Genomic DNA, 15,464 nt, shown 5'->3' with positions numbered 1-15,464 from the left:
CTCGTGGTGGGGTGGGCTGGGGCTGGTCGGGAACCGCTGTAACACGTTGTCCGCCGGCCTACCGGACGTCGGTCGTATGTCCCGGACCCGTACGGACACCGTTTCGCGACGTCCTGGGTCCGGAACAGCAGCGAACTGCGTGTTACAGCGCCGAACGGACCCGCCCACCGGATGGATGCGTCGGGAGGCGCTGTAACACGTTGTCCGCCGGCCTACCCGACCTCGGTCGTATGTCCCGGACCCGTACAGACACCGTTTCGCGACGTCCCGGGTCCGGAACAGCAGCGAACTGCGTGTTACAGCGCGAAGCAGACCCATCCGCTCCCCCCACCCAGCGCCGGGCCACCCGACGACCGCGGGTGTCAGGTGAGCACCACCAGGTCGTCGCGGTGGATGATCTCGCGCTCGTACGCCGCGCCGAGCTCGCGCTTGAGTTCCTTCGACGAGCGCCCGAGCAGGTTCGGCACCTCGGCGGCGTCGAAGTTGACCAGGCCGCGGGCCACGACGGCTCCGTCGGGGTCGAGCAGGTCGACCGGGTCGCCCGCGCTGAAGTCGCCCTGGACGCCGGTCACACCCGCCGCGAGGAGCGAGGCCCGTCGCTCGACCACCGCGCGGACCGCACCGGCGTCGAGCACCAGTGCGCCCTTGGCCTCGGTGGCGTGGCGCAGCCAGAGCAGCCGGGTGGGCCGGCGCTTGCCGGTGGGATGGAACAGCGTCCCGACCGGCTTCCCCGCCAGCGCCTCCCCCGCACGGTCCGCGGAGGTCAGCACCACCGGGATGCCGGAGCCGGTGGCGATCGCGGCGGCGTCGACCTTGGTCACCATGCCGCCGGTGCCGACCCCGGCGGCGCCCACGGAGCCGACGACGACGTCGGCGAGGTCGGCCGAGCCGTGCACGTCGGGGATCAGCCGCGCGCCGGGTCGGCTGGGCGGGCCGTCGTACAGGCCGTCGACGTCGGACAGGAGCACCAGCAGGTCGGCATGGACCAGGTGGGCGACCAGGGCCGCCAGCCGGTCGTTGTCGCCGAACCGGATCTCGGTGGTCGCGACCGTGTCGTTCTCGTTGACGATCGGGATCACACCGAGCTCGAGGAGCTGGGCGAAGGTCTGGTGGGCGTTGCGGTAGTGGGAGCGCCGGGTGACGTCGTCGAGCGTGAGCAGCACCTGCCCGGCGATCAGGCCGTGGCGGGCGAGCTCCTCGGTGTAGCGGTGCACCAGCAGCCCCTGGCCGACGCTGGCGGCGGCCTGCTGGGCGGCCAGGCCGCGCGGGCGCCTGCGCAGGCCCAGCGGAGCCAGGCCGGCGGCGATCGCGCCGGAGGACACCAGGACCACCTCCGCGCCCCGCGCCCGGGCGGCGGCGAGGACGTCGACCAGGGCACTCATCCGCTCCGGAGCGATGCCGCCCGCGGCCGTGGTCAGCGACGACGAGCCGACCTTGACCACGATCCGGCGCGCCCCGGTCACCAGGGCCCGCTCACTCACCGGGGTCGTCCTCCAGCCAGTCGTCGTCGAAGCTCGGCGCCGGCTTCGCGTCGGGGTCCTCCTCGGAGCCGATCTCGAAGGAGCTCGGACCGTAGGCCTCCGGCTGGTCGATGCGGCGCGCGACGTCTGCGCGGGTCTCGCCCTCGGCCCGCTCGTCCATGTGCTCCTGGATCTCGCGACGCCGGGCCGCGGCGGGCCGCTCGGCGTGGAAGCGGTCGTCCTCGCCACGGCGCGACAGGTTCTCGGCGCCGGCGTCGATGCCGGGCTTGAAGTCGAAGACGACGGCGTTCTCGGTCGGCCCGATGAGGACGGCGTCGCCCTCCTCCGCGCCGAGCTCCAGCAGCTTGGTCTCGACGCCGAGCCGGTTGAGCCGGTCGGCGAGGTAGCCGACCGCCTCGTCGTTGCTGAAGTCGGTCTGGCGCACCCAGCGCTCGGGCTTCGCCCCCCGCACCCGCCAGCCGGCGCCGGTGCGCTTGACGGTGAAGCCGTCGTCGTCGACCGCCTTGGGGCGTACGACGATCCGCGCCGGGATCTCGGTCGCCTTGGCGCGGCGGGCCTCGAGCACGATCTCGGCCATCGCGTAGATCAGCTCGCGGGTGCCCTCGCCGGACACCGCGGAGATCTCGAAGACCCGCAGGCCGCGCTCGCGCAGCTCCTCGACGACCAGCTCGGCGATGCCGCGGCCGTCGGGCACGTCCACCTTGTTGAGCGCGACCAGGCGCGGCCGGTCGTCGAGGCCGCCGTAGCGGCGCAGCTCGTCCTCGATCACGTCGAGGTCGTCGAGCGGGTTGCGGCCCGGCTCGAGGGTGGCGGTGTCGAGGACGTGGACGATCGCCGCGCAGCGCTCGATGTGGCGCAGGAAGTCGTGGCCCAGCCCGCGGCCCTCGGCCGCTCCCTCGATCAGGCCGGGCACGTCGGCGACGGTGAACACGGTCTCGCCGGCGGTGACCACGCCGAGATTGGGGACCAGCGTGGTGAACGGGTAGTCGGCGATCTTCGGCCGGGCCCGCGAGATCGCGGCGATCAGGCTGGACTTGCCGGCGCTGGGGTAGCCGACCAGGCCGACGTCGGCGACCACCTTGAGCTCGAGGACCACCTCCAGCTCGTCACCCGGCTCGCCCAGCAGCGCGAACCCGGGCGCCTTGCGGGTCTTGGACGCCAGCGCGGCGTTGCCGAGGCCGCCGCGGCCGCCCTGGGCGACCACCAGCTCGGCGCCGGGCGTCACCAGGTCGGCGATCATCTCGCCGTTGCGCTGCTTGACGACCGTGCCCGCGGGTACGGCGAGCACCAGGTCGGCGCCGTGGGATCCGTTGCGCCGGTCACCGGCGCCGTGGCCGCCGTGCTCTGCCTTGCGGCGCGGGCTGTGGTGGTAGTCGAGCAGCGTCGTCACGTCGGGGTCGACACGCAGGATGACCGAGCCACCCGGACCGCCGTTGCCACCGTCGGGACCGCCGAGCGGCTTGAACTTCTCGCGGTGCACGGACGCGACGCCGTTGCCGCCGCGGCCGGCGGACACGGACAGGACCACGCGGTCGACGAAGGTGGGCACGGCCATGGGATCAGTCTTTCAGTAGAAATGGGCGAAGGGCGCCCCGAACCGGGACGCCCTTCGAAGCCTCAGGTCGGAGTGAGCGTCGCTCACTCACCCGGGACGATGTTGACGACCTTGCGGCCGCGCTTCCGGCCGAACTCGACCGCACCGGGGATCAGCGCGAACAGCGTGTCGTCGCCGCCACGGCCGACGCCGGAGCCCGGGTGGAAGTGGGTGCCACGCTGGCGGACGATGATCTCGCCGGCGTTGACCAGCTGGCCGCCGAAGCGCTTCACGCCGAGGCGCTGGGCGTTGGAGTCGCGGCCGTTCTTGGTGGACGCCGCGCCCTTCTTGTGTGCCATGTTTCAGTCCTTGGGGTGTCGTGCTGACCGGGGGTCAGAGCTTGATGTCGGTGACCTTGACCTGGGTGTACTTCTGGCGGTGACCCTGGCGCTTCTTGTAGCCGGTCTTGTTCTTGTACTTCTGGATGACGATCTTCGGGCCCTTGGCGGCACCGAGGACCTCGACCGTCACGGCCGCCTTGTCGAGGCCGGTGGCCGTCACCTTGTCGCCGTCGACGGCGAGCACGACCGGCAGGGTCAGGGTGTCGCCGACCGGCGTGGAGACCTTGTCGATCTCGATGACGTCGCCGACAGCGACCTTCTCCTGCTTCGCGCCTGCGCGCACGATCGCGTACACCACCGGGCTCCTTCTGGTTCAACGTCTGGGTCTACGGCACACTGCGGATCCTCCCGCGTCGCGATCGCTACGCCTCGCGAGATGCCGGGTGCCAGCAGAACGGAACGCCTCGGCGGCGCACCGACGAACAATGTTACGCAGCCGGGTCGGAATCCGCCAAAACGGGGCCTCCGACCCGGCCGCACGGCGGCTAGCGCTTGCGCGAGCCGCCCTTGCGCTTGATCGGGACGTGCTCGACGTGCGGCTCCTCGGCCTCGGCGTCCGCCCCGGTCTCCGCGGCCGGCTCCGGAGCCGGCTCGGGGGCCTCGGTCGGCGGACCCGCGGGGCGGGTGGCCGCGCGCCGGCGGGTCCGGGTCACCACGGTCGTGGTGGCCACGGGTGCGGGCTCGGGCGCGGGCTCCGGCTCGGGCTCCGGCTCGGGCGTCGGCTCGGGCTCCGGCTCGGGCGTCGGCTCGGGCTCCGGCGTCGGCTCGGGCGCGGCCGCCGGCGGCTCGACGACCGGGGTCTCCACGACCGGGGTGTCCTCGACCACCTCGTCGACGACCGGGGCCTCGGGCTCGTGCTCGTGGTCGGCCGGCTTGGCCATCGCGGCGATGTCCTTCGGCGACGGAACCGCCTTGGGCGTCTCAGCCGGAGCCTCGGCCGACGCGCCGCCCTTGCCCTTGCGGCGGCGGCTGGTGCGGCGGGACTCCTCCTGCTGCTCCCCTCCCCCGCGTTTGGGCTCGACCGGGAGGTCGTGGACCACGATGCCGCGGCCCTGGCAGTGACTGCAGTTCTCGCTGAACGCCTCGAGCAGACCGGTGCCGATCCGCTTGCGGGTCATCTGGACCAGGCCCAGCGAGGTGACCTCGGCGACCTGGTGGCGGGTCCGGTCGCGGCCCAGGCACTCCACCAGCCTGCGCAGCACGAGGTCGCGGTTGGACTCGAGCACCATGTCGATGAAGTCGACGACGATGATGCCGCCGATGTCGCGCAGCCGGAGCTGGCGGACGATCTCCTCGGCGGCCTCGAGGTTGTTCTTGGTGACGGTCTCCTCGAGGTTTCCGCCGGAGCCGGTGAACTTGCCGGTGTTGACGTCGACGACGGTCATCGCCTCGGTGCGGTCGATGATCAGCGAGCCGCCGGAGGGCAGCCAGACCTTGCGGTCCAGGCCCTTGGCGATCTGCTCGTCGATGCGGTACGTCGAGAACAGGTCCGGCGCGCCGTCACCCGGCTGGTGGTGCTCGAGACGCTCGATGAGGTCGGGGGCGACCTGCTCGACGTAGTCCTTGACCATCGACCAGGCGTCGTCGCCCTGGACGACGAGCTTGGCGAAGTCCTCGGTGAACAGGTCACGGACCACCTTGAGGGTGAGGTCCGGCTCGCCGTAGAGCAGCTGGGGGGCGTTGCCCTTGGCGACCTTGCCCTCGATGTCCTCCCAGCGCGCCTTGAGCCGCTCGACGTCGCGGGTCAGCTCCTCCTCCGAGGCGCCCTCGGCGGCGGTGCGCACGATCACGCCAGCGGTGTCGGGGACGATCTCCTTGAGCAGGGTCTTGAGCCGCGAGCGCTCGGTGTCGGGCAGCTTGCGGGAGATGCCGGAGGTGGTGCCGTCGGGCACGTAGACCAGGAACCGGCCCGCGAGGCTGACCTGGCTGGTGAGCCGGGCTCCCTTGTGGCCGATCGGGTCCTTGGTGACCTGCACCAGCACCGTCTGGCCGGACTGCAGGACCGACTCGATCTTGCGCGGCTCGCCGTCCTTGTGGCCCAGCGCGGACCAGTTGACCTCGCCGGCGTACAGCACGGCGTTGCGGCCCTTGCCGATGTCGATGAACGCGGCCTCCATCGAGGGCAGCACGTTCTGGACCCGGCCGAGGTAGACGTTGCCGATGAGCGAGGTCTGCGACTCGCGCGCGACGTAGTGCTCGACGAGCACCTTGTCCTCGAGGACGGCGATCTGGGTCAGGTCCTTGCGCTGCCGGACCGCCATCACCCGCTCGACCGACTCGCGGCGGGCCAGGAACTCGGCCTCGCTCACGATCGGCGCACGTCGGCGGCCGGCCTCGCGGCCCTCGCGCCGGCGCTGCTTCTTGGCCTCGAGGCGGGTCGAGCCGGAGATCGAGGTGATCTCGTCCTCGGACGTGCGTGCCTTGCGGACCCGGGTGACGGTGTTCTCGGGGTCGTCGCCCTCGTTGTCGCCGCCGCCCTCACCGGCCCGACGGCGGCGCCGACGCCGGCGCGACGAGGGAGAGCCGCCGGAGCCCGCGCCGTCGCTGTCCTCACTGTCGTCGCCCTCGGCCGCCGACTGCTCGCCCTCGGCGGGCTGGGCGTCCTGGTCGGACTCGGCGCCGTCGGCGTCGGATCCCTCGGTGGCGTCCTCGCCCTCGGCGGCGGGCTTGCGGCGGCGCCGGCCGCCACGGCGGCGACGGCGGCGCGCGGCGCCGGTGCCCGAGCCGGACTCGTCGCCCTCGGTGTCGTCGGTGTCGTCGGTGTCCTCGGTCTCCTCGTCCGACTTCTCGGCGGCCGGCTCCTCGGCGGCCGGCTCCTCGGCGGCCGGCTCCTCGGCCGGCTCCTCCGGGGCGGCGGGCTCCTCAGCCGGCGCCTCCTCGGCGGCGGGCTCCTCCTCGGCCGGCTCCTCCTCGGCGGCGGGCTCCTCGACGGGCGCGACCGGCGGCTGGAACAGCAGCGCGGTCGCCGGGGCCGCGGCCGTCTCGACGACGGGGGCCGCCACCTCGGGAGCCTCGGCCTCGGGCGTGAGCTCGAGCTGCTCGGAGGTGGGTGCGGGGGCCGCCTTGGCCTTGGCCCGGCTGGCGGTCGTCTTCTTGGCCGCGGTGGTCTTCTTGGCGGTGGTCTTCTTCGCCGCGGTCTTCTTCGCGGCCGTCTTCTTGGCCGCGGTCTTCTTCGCGGCCGTCTTCTTCGCCGCGGTCTTCTTGGCCGCCGCCTTCTTGGCGGGCTTCTTGGCCGCCGCCTTCTCCGCCTTCGGGGACTGCTCGGCCTGCGCCGTCTCCGCGGGCGGCTCGGCCCGCTCGGCGGGAGTCTCGGTCGGGATCTCGGTGGGCGCGTCGGTCATTGCGCTACTCCTCCACCCGGGCGTTCGCGCCCGGGGTGTCATCGGCGCTCGCACGGGGCGGCACCACAAGCCTGCGTGGGACGACACCCTCCGCGGTCGTGCGTCGCCGGAGTCGGGCCCCTCGCCTGCCGCGGTCGCCGTATGCGTCGCGTCGGGCGGTGGTCCGTCTCCACCGTGCCGGGCGGTCAGTCACCTGCCGTCCGGCGAGAACGTCGTCGATCTCTCCGCTCGCCGTCCTGTGGGACGCGCGCGGGTGGAAATCTGTGGCGAGTATCGCACACGGCCCTCACCGAGCCGGCATCCCTGGCGCGTCAGCGGGTCGCGAGCGGGTCGCCGATCGACTCGGTGGCCCGGTCCAGCACGCCCTGGGCGACCCGGGTGAGCAGCCCGGTCGCGCTGACCTCGAGCCCGCTGACCTCGCGCAGGCCGGTGAGCACGTCGTCGGGACGTACGGCGGGCACGGTGTGCTCGAGGAGGAGGTCCAGGTCGCCCTCCGGGGTGACCCGCAGCCGCACCACCGCCGCGCGGCAGTCGAAGGAGCGCAGCCCCTTCTTGGTCATCCGCTCGACCGTCACCGAGTCGGTGGCCAAGAACGCCTCGACCGCGGTGCGGGCCACCTCGGGCGCCGCTCCCCCGAGGTCGATCAGCCAGTGGCTGGCGGTGAGCAGGTCCGCGAGCGAGCCGGCGGTCGTCGCGGCCGCGTCGACCGCGACCACGACGTCGAGCCCGTCGGGCAGCACGGCGTCCAGCGCCGCTCCCACGGCTCCCGGCTCCCGCACCTCGGCCAGGCCCAGCTCGACGTACTCCGACTCGCTGGCGGCGCCGGTCGGCGAGGCGCCGGCGTACGAGATCCGGGGGTGGGGGTGGAAGCCCGAGGAGTACGCCATCGGGATGCCGGCCCGGACGACGGCCCGCTCGATCGCGCGGCTGACGTCGCGGTGGCTGGTGAAGCGCAGCCGACCGCGCTTGGCGTACCGGATCCGGATCCGCTGGACCGGCGGTGCCTGCTGTTCGGGTTGCTGTCGAGCCACGCGGGGAGGCTACCGAGCCGCACGCGCCGCGGCCGAACCGTCGTGACCGGCGCCCCGACGGAGCGCGACGAGTTCACGCTCACTCGCGCGGCCCGTAGACTGCCGCGCGTCCATGGTCCGGCACCTCGGACGCCCCAACGGAACGGAGACCACCTTGCCTCGCGCCCTCATCACCGGAATCACCGGCCAGGACGGCTTGTACCTCGCCGAACTCCTGCTCGAGAAGGGCTACGAGGTCTTCGGCCTCATCCGCGGCCAGAACAACCCGAAGGCCGACCTGGTCAGCCGGACGGTGCCCGGTGTCACCCTGCTGCCCGGCGACCTGACCGACATGTCCAGCCTGCTGCGCGCCCTGCAGACGGCGCAGCCCGACGAGGTCTACAACCTCGGCGCGATCAGCTTCGTCGCCTACTCCTGGGAGCAGGCGGCGCTGACCACCGACGTCACCGCCAAGGGCGTCCTCAACATGCTCGAGGCGATCCGCGTGTGGTCGCAGGGCGACCTCTCCAAGATCCGCTTCTACCAGGCGTCGTCCTCCGAGATGTTCGGTCGCGTCCAGGAGGTCCCGCAGCGGGAGACCACCCTGCTGTGGCCGCGCTCGCCGTACGGCGTCTCCAAGGTCTACGGCCACTACCTCACCATCAACTACCGCGAGTCCTACGGCATGCACGCCTCCAGCGGCATCCTGTTCAACCACGAGTCGCCGCGCCGGGGCCCCGAGTTCGTGACCCGCAAGGTGTCCCTCGCCGTGGCGTCGATCAAGCTCGGCCTGCAGGACAAGATCGTGATGGGCAACCTCGACGCCCAGCGCGACTGGGGCTTCGCGGGCGACTACGTCGAGGCGATGTGGCGCATGCTGCAGCAGCCCACCGCCGACGACTACGTCATCGCGACGGGCGAGACGCACTCCATCAAGGAGCTCCTCGACATCGCGTTCGACAGCGTCGGCATCGCCGACTGGGCTCCGTACGTCGAGCAGAACGAGGCCTTCTTCCGTCCCGCCGAGGTCGACCTCCTCATCGGCGACCCGGCGAAGGCCAAGGAGACCCTGGGCTGGGAGCCCAAGGTCGGCTTCCAGGAGCTCGTCCAGATGATGGTCGAGTCCGACCTGAAGCTGCTGAGCGAGAAGTCCTGACCGATGACCCGCGCCCTGATCACCGGTATCACCGGCCAGGACGGTGGCTATCTGGCGGAGCAGCTCCTCGCTGAGGGCGTCGAGGTCTTCGGCCTCGCCGCCGACGACGGCTGGATCCCCGACGGCGTCCAGCGTCTGCAGGTCGACCTGCGGTCGGGCGAGGACGTCGATCGCGCCGTGGCCGAGGTGGTTCCCGACGAGGTCTACCACCTCGCCGGGCTGTCCTCGGTCGCCCGCTCCTGGGAGGCCACCGAGCTGACCCTGGACATCAACTTCCTCGGTCTGGTCCGGGTCGTCGAGGCGGTGCGTGAGCACGCCCCCAAGGCCCGGATCGTGCACGCCAGCAGCTCGGAGATCTTCACCGAGGACGTGACCCTGCAGGACGAGACCACGCCGATCCGCCCGCGCAACCCGTACGGGCTCTCGAAGGCCGTGGCGCACGAGGCCGTGCAGTTCTACCGCGACCTCGGGGTCTCGATCAGCTCGGTGATCCTGTTCAACCACGAGTCCGTACGACGTCCCGACGTCTTCGTCACCCGGCGGATCACCAAGGCGGTCGCCCAGATCGCCCGCGGCTCGTCCGAGCCACTGACGCTCGGCAACCTCGACGCCCGCCGCGACTGGGGGCACGCCCTCGACGTGGTGCGCGCGCTCCGCCTGGTCGCGCGACACGAGGTCGCCGACGACTTCGTGATCGCCACCGGCACCAGCCGCAGCGTCGCCGACTTCGTGGCCGCGGCGTTCGCCCACGTCGGCATCGAGAACTGGCGCGATCACGTCGAGGTCGACGACGACCTGCTCCGACCGACCGATGCGCCGGACCGGCGCGGCAACGCGGCCAAGGCCGCCGCGGAGCTGGGCTGGGCCCCGGAGATCTCGTTCGAGGACATGGTCGCCGAGATGGTCGACGCCGACCTCGCGCGGCTCGACCAGCAGAGCTGAGCGGAACGACGGACCGTACGCGGCCCCTGCCTCACGACGAGGCGGGGGCCGTCGCCGTCTCCGCCGCGATCTCCGCGAGCCGCGTCGCCATCGCCCGGCCGACCGCGAGCGGGCCGGCGACCTCGCGGATGTGGGTCGCGGCGCGCTCCCCCATCGCCCGGCGCAGGTCCGGGTCGTCGGCGAGCAGCCGCAGCCAGGCTGCGGCCTGGTCGACATCGGGCTCCGCCCACCACCGGCCGGGCCGGTAGACCCGCCGGTAGGCCGGCTGGAGCACGTGGTCGGCCTCGACGATCTCGCGCATGTCGAAGCCGACCAGACCGGCGGTGTCCATCGTCATGAAGGACGTGTTGCCACCGAACGCCGTCGCGACGACCGCCTTGCCGAGACTCATCGCCTCGGCCATCCCGAGGCCGAAGCCCTCGGACCGATGCAGCGAGAGGTAGATGTCGCACGAATCGAGCAGCGCGTCCATCTGGGGCCGCGGCAGGTCGTCGCTGATCAGCGTGCCGGCGACGGAGGCGACGGCCTCGGCCAGCTCGCCGGACAGGCCCGGGTAGTTGTCGCTGGACAGCGCCTTCACGACCAGGTGGGCGCTGCTGCCCCGCTCACCGGGGCCGAACGCGCGCCGGAACGCCTCGACGCACGCGAACGGGTTCTTGCGCGCCACGCTCGAGTTGGCGTCGAAGGTGAAGAGCACCCGCAGCCCGTCGGGAAGACGGGCGATCTCCGGGTCCAGGGGTGGTGCCTCGACCGGCGGGACGACGGCCGGGATCATCCGCACCGGCTTGCTGCCGAGGGCCCGGAAGGTGCCGGCCACCAGGTCCGACGCCGCCCAGACCTCGTCCACGCGGTCGTACTGGGTGAGGTGAGCCGCGTCGAGCTCGAGCAGCTCCCAGTACCACAGGCCGATCGTGTAGCGGTCGAGCTCGGCGTCGGTGAGCGTCTTCATCTCGTTGACGTTGAGCAGCACCAGGTCGATGGGGTGGCGCTTGCCCGTCGGCAGCGCGTCGAGGGCGGCGCTGCGACGGCTGGGGTCGCGAGGGGCTCCACTGCGCGCGTCGACGATCGAGACGTCGACGCCGGCCAGGACGAGCGCGTCGACGACGCGGCGCGACGCCTCGGCGAGGCCGTGGACGGCGCTGAAGTCGCCGACGAGGTTGACCCCGACCGTCACGAGCCGCGGTTCTCCTGAGCAAGCCGGGCGATCTCCAGCTGCAGGGCACTCAGGTCGCGGCGCAGGGCCCCTTCGGTGTCGTAGAGCTGTTCCCGCACCGCGACCGCCCCGCTCTCGCGGTGGGTCGCGGCGTCCTCCTGCTGGGCGCGGGCGAGCTTGTCGAGCCGCTTCTCCAGGCGGCGCACCGCCTCCGCCAGCCCGTCGACGGCCTCCGCGGTCGCCCGGTTGAACTCGACCTGCCGACCGACGAACATCCGCCAGGGCAGGTGCATGAGCGCCCGCCGGAACACCTGCTTGCTCTGATAGGGGAGGCCGAGGTCTGCCCGACCCACCAGGTCGCGTGCTCGCGAAGTCACCGGCTCACCCTACCGAGGCGACCGCGTGCCGCGGCCGTCCTCCTCGACGAGGAAGTCCCAGACCTGCTCGGCGTAGTCGTCCCACGACCCCAGCTCGTGCTTCGCCGTCTCGGCCTTCATCCGGTCGTAGGCCTCACGGTCGGTGAGCATGGTCCGCAGCGCGTCGACGATGGCGTGGTCGTCGCGGGGATCCACGAGCAGCCCGCCCAGCGGTACGCCGTCGGGCGCCAGGATGTCGCGCGTGCTGCCGAAGTTGCTCGTGATGACCGGGGTGCCGGCGGCCAGCGACTCGGCCACAGGGAGGCCGAAGCCCTCGTTGAGCGAGGGGAACACAGTGCAGTGAGCCAGCTCGAGCGCCGCCCAGAGCTGGGTGTCGGGTAGGCCTCGCACCGAGTGGACGGGCCGGCCCGCACCTTGGAGATCGCCGATCACCTCGTAGAACTCCTCTGCCTTCCACGACGCCGCACCGACCAGCGTGAGGGTGAATCGCAGTCCCTCACGCCACAGCAGCTCGGCCGCGTGCAGGATGGCGAGGTGGTTCTTGCGGGGCTCATGGCTGCCGACGACCAGCACCATGGGCGCCGAGGAGAGGCCGAGGGCATGCTCGGTCTCCCGGAGTGCATCCTCCGTCGCGACCTGACCGGTCACCGGCAGAGTGATCCCCTTGACCACCGGGCCGTCCTCTCGGACCCCGGCGAGCATCTCCCGCCAGCCGCCGTACTCGATCGCCGCGGCATCGGAGATCGCTGCGATCCGGTCGACGCTGCGACACGACGCGAGATAGCGGGCGAACATGCCGGTCATGCCGGGTGCCACCGAGCTGGCCGTCGTCAGAGGGATGCAGTCATAGCCGATCAGCCCGACGCGGCACCGCGCATAGCGGCTCAGGGCCATGATCCGCGAGATCCGCTCGGGGGCGCCGGCGAGCTCCGGCACGAGATGGGTGCCGGACCAGGGCACGACCACTTCGACGTTCTCGTCGTCCCGATCCTCGTCGTCGGCGTCGTCCGAGCCGACGACACCCTCGAAGATCCGCGCGTGGTTGACGGCGGAGAGCGACCGCAACGCCTTGAGGTCTGAGGTCCACCCCAGGAACTCGATGCCCTCCTTCTGGGCCCAACGGACGGCAACCGCTCGCACGACCCGTTGAATCCCAGAGACGAAGTCGGTACGCGCCGTGTCATGGATGTCGCAGGTCACAGCGCCGGCGACGACCCGCACCTCGGCGACGGGCGCCTCGCGACGGATACCGCGCAATGCCGGTAGCAGCGCTGCCCAGGGACCGTCCAGCCGGGCTGTACGCAGCGCGGTCGCCATCTGCTCGGCCGTGGGCAGTCGGGCAGCCACCACCGAGCGCGCGAGCCAGAGAGCCTCGGGGTCGCAGTCGGCCAGGGCATCGCCGACCTGGGCCACGAGAGCGCTCTCGTCGGACTCCGGGACGTGTCCCAGCGTCGTGAGGACCAGTCGGAACCGGCTGCGAGCAGCCTGGCGCCGGCGGTCGTCGAGTTTGCCGAGGACGACTGCTGCGCGCTCGCGGCACTCCTCTTCGAGCTGCGCGGCCACGGGATCGAGTCTCCGGCTCATGGAACGAGAACCTCCCACACCTCGGCGGCGTATTCATCCCACGAGCGGGTTGATCGCTGCCGGGCCAGACTGACGAGCTGGGCATGCAGCTCGTCGTCGGTCAACAGGCGGCGCATCGCATCGGCGATGGCGTAGACGTCCTGGGGATCGACCAACAGCGCGCCGTTGCCCTCCGCGATCTCCCGCGTGCTGCCGAAGTCGCTCGTGATGACCGGCACGCCGTACGACAGCGCCTCGGCGACAGGAAGCCCGAAGCCTTCGTGCAGCGACGGGAAGACGACCATCCGAGCGGTGCGGTAGACGGCGTCGAGAATCGCATCCGAGACCTCGCGGTCGAGATAGATCGGCCGGCCGTCCGTGTTGAGCCGTTCGGCAAGCTTCCTCATCTCGTCGGTCTGGCCATGCGACGGTCCGACGAGCCGCAGCTGGAACTTCAGGCCCTCCCGCCACAGGTGCTCCGCCGCCTCGACGAGCGCCATCTGGTTCTTGCGGCGGTCGACCGTGCCGACGCAGATGACCTCGGGAAGTGGTGGACGGGACACGGCATCGCCGCCAGTGACCGTCCCGGCTGTCGGCAGCCCGCACGTGACCACCTGCGGGCCGGTCAGCCCCTGAGCCGGCAACGTGGACGCGAAGCCGCGGAACTCGGCCGCGGCGCTGCCGCTGATCGCCGCGACGACGTCGACGTACTTCACCATCTCGAGATACTCGGCGAACTTCTCGCGGTCCAGCTCGGTCACGAGCTCGGCGCTCACCGCCGGGATGCAGTCATAGCCGATCACTGCCACTCGGTTCGGCGAGAACTCGGCCAGGCTCGCCAGACGCACGCCCTGCTCCGCGACAGGAACCTCGAGCAGCACGACGGGCACCTGCCACGGGATCACCCGCCGACCGTCGGCACTGGGCTCGGCGGCACTCTCCAGCCCCATCACCCGGCGGTGCTCGCGACCGGAGAGGCCGCGCAGCGCCTTGTCGTCGTCCCATCGCACCATCAGCACGTCGTGAGACTGCGCCCACAGGGGAAGCACCCGCCGCACGACCCGTTGAATGCCGGTCGAGAGGTCGCTGCCCGCCGTGAAGTGCACGTCAACGACCGGGCGATCGGTCACCAGCTCCACCTCGGCCGCCGCATCCGCGGATGTCATCACGGCAGCGGACTCGTTCAGGAGCCAGGTCATGGCGTCACGCGTCGAGAGCAGCTCCAGGCGACGACGGGCACGGCGTACGGCGTCGGCCGGGGGCAGTCCAGCCGTCATGGCGGCGAGCAGGAGCCAGACCCGGCTGGAGTCGAGGTCCTGTCGGACGCCGGCCACCAGCGCCTCCATCAGCTCGGCGGCGTCCGTGGCGGGATCGCCGGATGCCTGCGGAGGATCGCTGAGCAACGCCGGCGCGACCGATCGGAGTCGCTGGTCGAGCGCCCGCAGCATTGCCTCCCGAGTCGGCGATGTCACTGACCGGGCGCCTTCGATCGGGCCCATCGCAGCGGCTTGGTGACCCGCCACGATGAGCTGTTCTCGATCCGGCTGATCCGCTCCCGCAGCTCCTTGAGCTCGCGTCGGTGGGCAGCGGATCGGTCGAGATTGCGCTTCTTGACCGCCGTCAGGCGGTTCTCGAGCCGCTCGCGCTCCTTGAATCCCTGAGTCCAGCGGTCGAGGGCCACCGCACGCCAATGGACGAGGTCCTGCCATACCCGAGCGAGCTCCGCGGACACCCGGTCGTGGGCGTCCCGCGCCGCGGCCAGCTCCTCGCCCTGCTCGACCTGGGCGAACGTGGTGTACCGGTCGAAGACGCAGACGGGGTAGCTCAGTGCATCCTTGAGCTCGGGGTGCTCGGCGGCCACGTAGTAGCGGGACAGCCCGTCGAAGATGGCGAACTCGTAGCCGGCCGACAGCAACAGCCCCTCCCACTCCTCGTGGGTCGGCACCGTGGAGTTTGGCCTGGTCGCCTCGACCACGACGACCCACGGTCGGTGCCGCTTGAAGTCCATCGACCGCAGCGCGTCGGCCTCCGCCCCCTCCACGTCGACCTTCAGGAAGTGGATGGTGCCGGCCAGGATCTCCGCATCGCAGACTGCGGCCAGGCTCGTCGTCGGCACGACGACCTCCTCGACCTCGAAGCCCTCCCCGGAGTGCTCGTACGCGATGTCGTCGAGCAGGGTCGACAGGCCTGTGGTGTCGCCGCCGCCATTGGTCGCGACGACCTGGTGCAGCACGAGCTCAGTCGCCTCCTCCGAGGACACCGCGGCCTGGATCACCAGGTCGCCACGGCGCGCGTCGCGGAGCGCATCGGCCAATTGCGGGACCGGCTCGACGTTGACTCCTCGCCATCCCCGGTCGTAGAAGGCCTTGGTCACGGAGTCGCTGACCGGGTCCCAAGCACCGACATCGACGTAGCGACCATGTGGAATGTGTCCGAGAGCCCGCCACAACAGCACGTCCTCGCCGTTTTGGGCATAGGAGACGAAGGTGTCACCGTTCACCCGCGG

Annotated in this window: 13 protein-coding genes; 2 read left to right on the top strand and 11 right to left on the bottom strand. The window is 71.6% G+C overall.

Translation table 11 applies throughout. The features are described from left to right. Positions 1-362: 362 nt before the first annotated feature. From proB to JOD66_RS21985, 6 genes are all read right to left on the bottom strand, one after another. A complete protein-coding gene (gene proB, locus JOD66_RS22010) occupies positions 363-1,481 on the bottom strand; it encodes a glutamate 5-kinase (RefSeq protein WP_204838960.1) in 1,119 nt (372 codons plus the stop codon). Next, positions 1,474-3,036, bottom strand: coding sequence for a GTPase ObgE (gene obgE, locus JOD66_RS22005; protein ID WP_239545383.1), 1,563 nt, complete (start codon positions 3,034-3,036; stop codon positions 1,474-1,476). The genes proB and obgE overlap by 8 nt, the downstream gene beginning before the upstream one ends. Before the next feature lie 83 nt (positions 3,037-3,119). Then, positions 3,120-3,374 carry a 50S ribosomal protein L27 gene (gene rpmA, locus JOD66_RS22000; RefSeq protein WP_204838959.1) on the bottom strand — a complete coding sequence of 85 codons (255 nt, stop codon included), beginning with the start codon at positions 3,372-3,374 and terminating at the stop codon, positions 3,120-3,122. A 34-nt stretch (positions 3,375-3,408) separates the two neighbouring features. Then, the gene (gene rplU / locus JOD66_RS21995) at positions 3,409-3,711 is read right to left on the bottom strand and encodes a 50S ribosomal protein L21 (RefSeq protein WP_179724571.1); all 303 of its coding nucleotides are present in this window, start codon (positions 3,709-3,711) and stop codon (positions 3,409-3,411) included. 190 nt (positions 3,712-3,901) lie between these two features. Then, the gene (locus tag JOD66_RS21990) at positions 3,902-6,757 is read right to left on the bottom strand and encodes an Rne/Rng family ribonuclease (protein ID WP_239545381.1); all 2,856 of its coding nucleotides are present in this window, start codon (positions 6,755-6,757) and stop codon (positions 3,902-3,904) included. A 311-nt stretch (positions 6,758-7,068) separates the two neighbouring features. Further along, a complete protein-coding gene (locus tag JOD66_RS21985) occupies positions 7,069-7,788 on the bottom strand; it encodes a TIGR03936 family radical SAM-associated protein (RefSeq protein ID WP_204838957.1) in 720 nt (239 codons plus the stop codon). A gap of 154 nt (positions 7,789-7,942) precedes the next feature. On the opposite strand from JOD66_RS21985, the gene JOD66_RS21980 reads away from it, so the two are divergent. Together JOD66_RS21980 and JOD66_RS21975 are read left to right on the top strand one after the other, a co-directional pair. After that, positions 7,943-8,923, top strand: coding sequence for a GDP-mannose 4,6-dehydratase (locus JOD66_RS21980; RefSeq protein ID WP_204838956.1), 981 nt, complete (start codon positions 7,943-7,945; stop codon positions 8,921-8,923). A 3-nt stretch (positions 8,924-8,926) separates the two neighbouring features. After that, on the top strand, positions 8,927-9,865 hold the full coding sequence (locus tag JOD66_RS21975) for a GDP-mannose 4,6-dehydratase (RefSeq protein WP_204838955.1): 939 nt from the start codon (positions 8,927-8,929) through the stop codon (positions 9,863-9,865). Positions 9,866-9,896: 31 nt separating this feature from the next. Here JOD66_RS21975 and JOD66_RS29265 read toward each other — a convergent pair whose 3' ends face one another. From JOD66_RS29265 to JOD66_RS21950, 5 genes are read right to left on the bottom strand one after another with little or no spacing between them, the layout of a single operon-like run. After that, a complete protein-coding gene (locus tag JOD66_RS29265; protein WP_204838954.1) occupies positions 9,897-11,039 on the bottom strand; it encodes a glycosyltransferase family 4 protein in 1,143 nt (380 codons plus the stop codon). Next, positions 11,036-11,395: a hypothetical protein gene (locus JOD66_RS21965; RefSeq protein WP_204838953.1), complete on the bottom strand. Its 360-nt coding sequence runs from the start codon at positions 11,393-11,395 to the stop codon at positions 11,036-11,038. Before JOD66_RS21965 ends, JOD66_RS29265 begins: the two co-directional genes overlap by 4 nt. 9 nt (positions 11,396-11,404) lie before the next feature. Continuing rightward, positions 11,405-12,979 carry a glycosyltransferase gene (locus JOD66_RS21960; protein WP_204838952.1) on the bottom strand — a complete coding sequence of 525 codons (1,575 nt, stop codon included), beginning with the start codon at positions 12,977-12,979 and terminating at the stop codon, positions 11,405-11,407. Next, entirely contained in the window at positions 12,976-14,457 is a 1,482-nt protein-coding gene (locus JOD66_RS21955) for a glycosyltransferase family 4 protein (protein WP_204838951.1), read from the bottom strand. Before JOD66_RS21955 ends, JOD66_RS21960 begins: the two co-directional genes overlap by 4 nt. Further along, positions 14,427-15,458: an FkbM family methyltransferase gene (locus JOD66_RS21950; RefSeq protein ID WP_204838950.1), complete on the bottom strand. Its 1,032-nt coding sequence runs from the start codon at positions 15,456-15,458 to the stop codon at positions 14,427-14,429. Before JOD66_RS21950 ends, JOD66_RS21955 begins: the two co-directional genes overlap by 31 nt. Between the last annotated feature and the right edge of the window lie 6 nt (positions 15,459-15,464).

The organism is Nocardioides nitrophenolicus, assembly GCF_016907515.1.
Lineage (GTDB): Bacteria > Actinomycetota > Actinomycetes > Propionibacteriales > Nocardioidaceae > Nocardioides > Nocardioides nitrophenolicus.
The sequence above is the reverse complement of the archived record's forward strand: the minus strand, read 5'-3'. Positions and strand labels throughout refer to the sequence as shown.

Excerpts from the sequence above, each read along its gene's own strand:
- rpmA (WP_204838959.1), bottom strand. The coding sequence starts at position 3,374 with ATGGCACACAAGAAGGGCGCGGCGTCCACCAAGAACGGCCGCGACTCC.
- JOD66_RS21975 (WP_204838955.1), top strand. The coding sequence starts at position 8,927 with ATGACCCGCGCCCTGATCACCGGTATCACCGGCCAGGACGGTGGCTAT.
- obgE (WP_239545383.1), bottom strand. The coding sequence starts at position 3,036 with ATGGCCGTGCCCACCTTCGTCGACCGCGTGGTCCTGTCCGTGTCCGCC.
- JOD66_RS21955 (WP_204838951.1), bottom strand. The coding sequence starts at position 14,457 with ATGGGCCCGATCGAAGGCGCCCGGTCAGTGACATCGCCGACTCGGGAG.
- JOD66_RS21960 (WP_204838952.1), bottom strand. The coding sequence starts at position 12,979 with ATGAGCCGGAGACTCGATCCCGTGGCCGCGCAGCTCGAAGAGGAGTGC.
- JOD66_RS21990 (WP_239545381.1), bottom strand. The coding sequence starts at position 6,757 with ATGACCGACGCGCCCACCGAGATCCCGACCGAGACTCCCGCCGAGCGG.